The sequence below is a fragment of the Dietzia sp. DQ11-38-2 genome, from assembly GCF_014145055.1.
Classification (GTDB): domain Bacteria; phylum Actinomycetota; class Actinomycetes; order Mycobacteriales; family Mycobacteriaceae; genus Dietzia.
Genome location: NZ_JAALDW010000056.1, coordinates 1 through 4,267, shown reverse-complemented (window position 1 = coordinate 4,267; position 4,267 = coordinate 1). Strand labels below are relative to the sequence as shown.

Here is a 4,267-nt window from a genome sequence, read left to right as displayed (position 1 = left end):
CGGGCGGTGGAGGCGGCGACGCGGGCGACGGTGGGGCCTGACCTGGCGGGCTCTGACCGGCCGGGGTCCGGCCCGGACACCGTGCACTAGGGTGTGGTCGTGCAGAGCAACGGCCACCACTCCCCGCTGCCGCTGGACGAGGACCCCCGCTCGCTGAGCCCGCGGGACCGGGTACGGCCTGGTGACGGGGCCGGCAGGACGGTGATGGACGCGTGGGGTGGCCCGGTCGGGAGGCACGCGGTCGTGGGACGGCAGAGCTTCTGGACCCCACTGCGCGTGATCATGCTGTTCGCGGTGCTGTTCCTGTCCCTCGGGTTCTTCTCCAAGGCCGCGTGCCTGGTCACCACCAGCCCCACCGACGGGTCCGAGCCGGGACTCAACTGGACCGGTCAGCAGTACTACAAGGCCTGCTACGCCGATCCGCTCCCGCTCTACGCGGTGCAGGGCCTGGCCGCGGGCGAGCTGCCCTACCGGTACATGTGGGTGGGTGACGACGGCGGCGTCCGCTACATGGAGTACCCGGTGTTGTCCGGGATGTTCCAGTACGTCACCGCCCAGGCGGCGCAGGCCTGGCACGCCCTCGCCCCCGGCGGCCCCATCGAGGTGGTCAAGTACTTCGTGCTCGGGTGCGTGATCCTGGCGTTCCTGTGGATGGTCGCCGTGTGGGCGACCTACCTGTCGGCCGGGCGCAGACCGTGGGACACGCTGCTCATGGCGGCCAGCCCGCTGATCATCTTCCAGGCCTTCACCAACTACGACCTCATGGCGGTCGCGTTCGCGTCCGTGGCGTTGCTGCTGTGGGCGCGCAGCAGACCGGTGTGGGCGGGCGTCGTCCTGGGTCTCGGCGTGGCGGCCAAACTCTATCCGTTGTTCCTGTTCGGGGCGCTACTGGTGGTGGCGCTCCGGCGTCGGCGTCTCGTGGAGTTGGGCAAGGCGGTCGCGGCGGCGATCGCGGCCTGGCTGGCGGTGAACCTGCCCATCATGATCCCGTTCCCGGAGGGGTGGAGGGAGTTCTTCCGGCTCAACTCGGACCGGCCCGCCAACCCCGAGAGCATCTACGCCGTCATGCAGACCCTGACGGGCTGGGAGGGGTTCGATGCCGGACGCGCCGCCGGCGAGGCGCCCGCCACCCTCAACGCGGTGTCCCTGGCCCTGTTCGCCCTGGGCTGCGTGGCCGTTCTGGTGATCGGCCTCACCGCGCGCACCACCCCGCGGATCGCCCAGTTGGCGTTCCTCATCGTGGCGGTCTTCCTGCTCACCAACAAGGTGTGGAGCCCGCAGTACTCGCTGTGGCTGGTCCCGCTCGCGGTGCTCGCGGTGCCGCGGGCCAGACTGCTGGTGCCGTGGATGGCCTTCGACGCCCTGCTGTGGGTGGCCCACATGTCGTATTTCCACGGGGTCGCCGAGAAGGGGATCGGGGCGGAGACGTTCCACCCGCTCGTTCTGATGCGAGACCTGTTGGTGGTGGCCATCTGCGTGGTGGTGATCCGCGAGATCTACCGGCCGCACCTGGACCTGGTCCGGCTGGCGCACCAGGGGACACCCGAGGGCCCGGACCCACTGGCCGGGGTGCTCGCGGACCCCGGGGAACCGTTGGTGGGGCCACCGGCCGGTGCCGACGACAGGGGCGAGGACCGTGACGACGACGATGACGAGTCCCGCCGGGTCCGTCAGAAGGAGGACACCACCGGATGAGCACCACCGCGATGATCTGGATGTTCCTGTGCATCCTCATCGGATTCGTCTGCATGGTCACCGCCGCCGGCGGGCATCGTGCGGGCTGGCGCCAACCCGTGTGGATCTCCTGGACCGTGGCGGCATTCCTCTTTCTCACGGTCATACCCGTGGCCCTGGCGTTGACGATCGGACTGCGACACGGCTGAGGCGACCGGATCGGTGGTCAGTCGCACAGGTCGAACGGCTCGGTGTCCGGGAAGTGACGGGCCCATTCCTCATCGGTGAGCTGCACCCCGCCCGCGCACGCCTCATCGATCACGCGGCCCACGTCGAGCCGCCACGTCCAGATGGCGCCTTCCGCGCCGACGGCGAGCACATCCCCCTCGGGAGATGCTGCCCGCGCCTGGTAGAGGAGGGCGTCGGTGGTGCCGCCGAGGACGGCCCACGGCTGCGGGAAGTCGGGGTCGGTGATGTCGACGACGGTGACCTGTCCGGTACTCGAGGTGAGCACGAGTCGCGAGTCGTCCGCCGAGAACGCGGCCCAGTAGATCTCACCGGGCGGCGCGATGAAGGAGGACAGTTCGCGAGGGGCTGTGGCGTCGCTCGCATCCCACAGTCGTATGGTCTTGTCGCCCCCCGAGGTGACCATGAGTGGCGAGTCGTGCGCGTATCCCGCCGCCGGCGAGCCGCCGATCCCGGTGGTGAGCCGGTGCGCGAACGAGGGCCTGTCGGGGTCGGTGGTGTCGATGATCACCGTCTCCGGTCCGAGCGTGGGCACGACGAGCTGCCGGGAGTCCGAGGAGAACTCGGCCACCACGCACGGGTCGGGGAGCGGGACGGTCACGCGCAGGCTCGGTCGCGTCGGGTCACTCACGTCGACCAGTCCGAGCTGTCGGTCGGTGTCGCTGCACACGGCCAGCGTGCGACCGTCCGGGCTGAGAGGGGTGGCCACCACGACCCCGTTGACGACGGGCAGGCTCGCGGTCGAGCGCGTCGCGGCGCCGAAGGGGGCGGTGAACAGCTGGATGCCGCCGTCCGCGAGTCCGGCGTAGACCACCCGGCCGTCCGGAGACATGGCGACGGAGCCGCTGAACCTGGTCTCGGGATCGGGGACGACCCGCCCGGTCTCCACCGGTACGGGACCCGTGGTGTCGACGATGGTGTGGTGGAGTTCGGCGGCGGTGACGCCGAGCACCCCGGTCGTCCGATCCGCGGAGGAGCCGGTCTGGAAGATGGAGTTGGACTCGGAGGCCGCACCCAGACGGTCGAGCGGCCAGAGCCTGACGAGGCCGTCGACGGAGTAGGTGAGCAGGTGGTCCTCGTCCATGAACCGTGCCCCGGTGGCGACCTGCGAGGCGGGGAGCTCGATGAGCATCGCGCCGGTGGGCCCGTAGACGCGGATCCTGTCGTCGGACCCCGCGGCCGCGAGTCGCCCCTGGTCGTCGTAGGAGACGTCGTTGACGTAGGCGTTCCACCCGTCGAGGGAGGACAGGGGGCGGGCCCCGGAGAGGTCGCCGCGCTCTATCGCCCACCGTTGGACTGAGCGGTCGGTGGTGCCCGCGGCGATCCGGGTGCCGTCCGGGCTGACGGCGAGGGAGAGCGGGATGGCGACCGGTCCGGTGTCGAGGTCCGGACCGCGCCGTCCGGTTCCGTCGGCCGCCGCGTCGAGGAGGGTCTTGACGCCGAACGTGCGGTTGGTCGCGAGCAGGGTGGAGGAGTCGGACAGCCATGCCAGGGACTCCACCGGCCTGACCGTCTCCGAGCCGGGGTCGGGGGTGGCCACCCTGGCGCCAAGGTCGGTGACCGTGGGGATCCCGCCCCGCTCGGCGATCGGCCAGCGCAGGACGCGTCCGTCGTGTGAGCCGGCGGCGAGCGTCAGGCCGTCGGGTGAGAACGCCACGGAGTGGAACGGGGCGGCGGCCGGTTCCAGCGTGGAGAGCGCCCGAGGCGCCGAGGTGTCCCGGACGTCGACCAGGTAGACCCCTCCCTGCCCGGCCACGGCCAGGACCGCGCCGTCCGGTGAGAGATCGGCGGCGTGGAGTTCGTGTCGGTCACCGGAGGTCAGGCCGAGCGTGGCCCGGGGTGCTCCGCCGTCCTCCCGGAAGATGCGGAGGACGCCGTCGGACCCCACCGCCGTGAAGGTTCCGGTGTCCGGCAGCGGGATCACCCGCCCGCTTCCGGCGGTGGTCTCGTAGCGGAGAGGCACGTCGGCCCTGCTGGTGTTGAGCAGAGCGGACCGGGCCTCGGTGGTGGGGTGGATCCGGTACGCGGCCAGCGCGAGCATCCGGCCGAGGGCGGGGTCGCGATTGAACGCGGTCGCCGACGAGACCGCTCCGGAGCGGGACAATGCGGAATCCCGGGTGTCCTGGGCGGTCGCGGTGGCGCGGAGTGCGAAGCCGGTGGCGGCCAGCGCCAGGACGGTGACCGCCGCGAGGGATGCCGCGAGCGAGGTGAGGGTCCGGATCCGCCTACGGTCCCGCCGTGCGACGGCCTCGTGGTGGGCGGCGGACGCGTCCAGGAAGTCGAGTTCCGAGGGCGAGAGGTGCACCCCGGTCTCCTCGTTGTTCTGCCGCCACTCCTGGAAGTCGGA

General features: G+C 71.3%; 3 protein-coding genes. 2 read left to right on the top strand and 1 reads right to left on the bottom strand.

Annotated features, from left to right (window positions below; translation table 11 throughout):
• Positions 1-99 precede the first annotated feature (99 nt).
• A complete protein-coding gene (locus G6026_RS02445; RefSeq protein WP_309230324.1) occupies positions 100-1,695 on the top strand; it encodes a glycosyltransferase 87 family protein in 1,596 nt (531 codons plus the stop codon).
• Positions 1,692-1,883: a hypothetical protein gene (locus G6026_RS02440; protein WP_017835239.1), complete on the top strand. Its 192-nt coding sequence runs from the start codon at positions 1,692-1,694 to the stop codon at positions 1,881-1,883. The genes G6026_RS02445 and G6026_RS02440 overlap by 4 nt, the downstream gene beginning before the upstream one ends.
• Positions 1,884-1,900: 17 nt before the next feature.
• Here the strand turns inward: G6026_RS02440 and G6026_RS02435 are convergent.
• Positions 1,901-4,267: WD40 repeat domain-containing protein (locus tag G6026_RS02435; RefSeq protein WP_182612162.1), on the bottom strand; the 2,367-nt coding region annotated here is incomplete at its 5' end.

What these genes read in the sequence shown, in the direction of transcription:
- G6026_RS02440 (WP_017835239.1), top strand. Translation starts at nt 1,692, where the DNA reads ATGAGCACCACCGCGATGATCTGGATGTTCCTGTGCATCCTCATCGGA.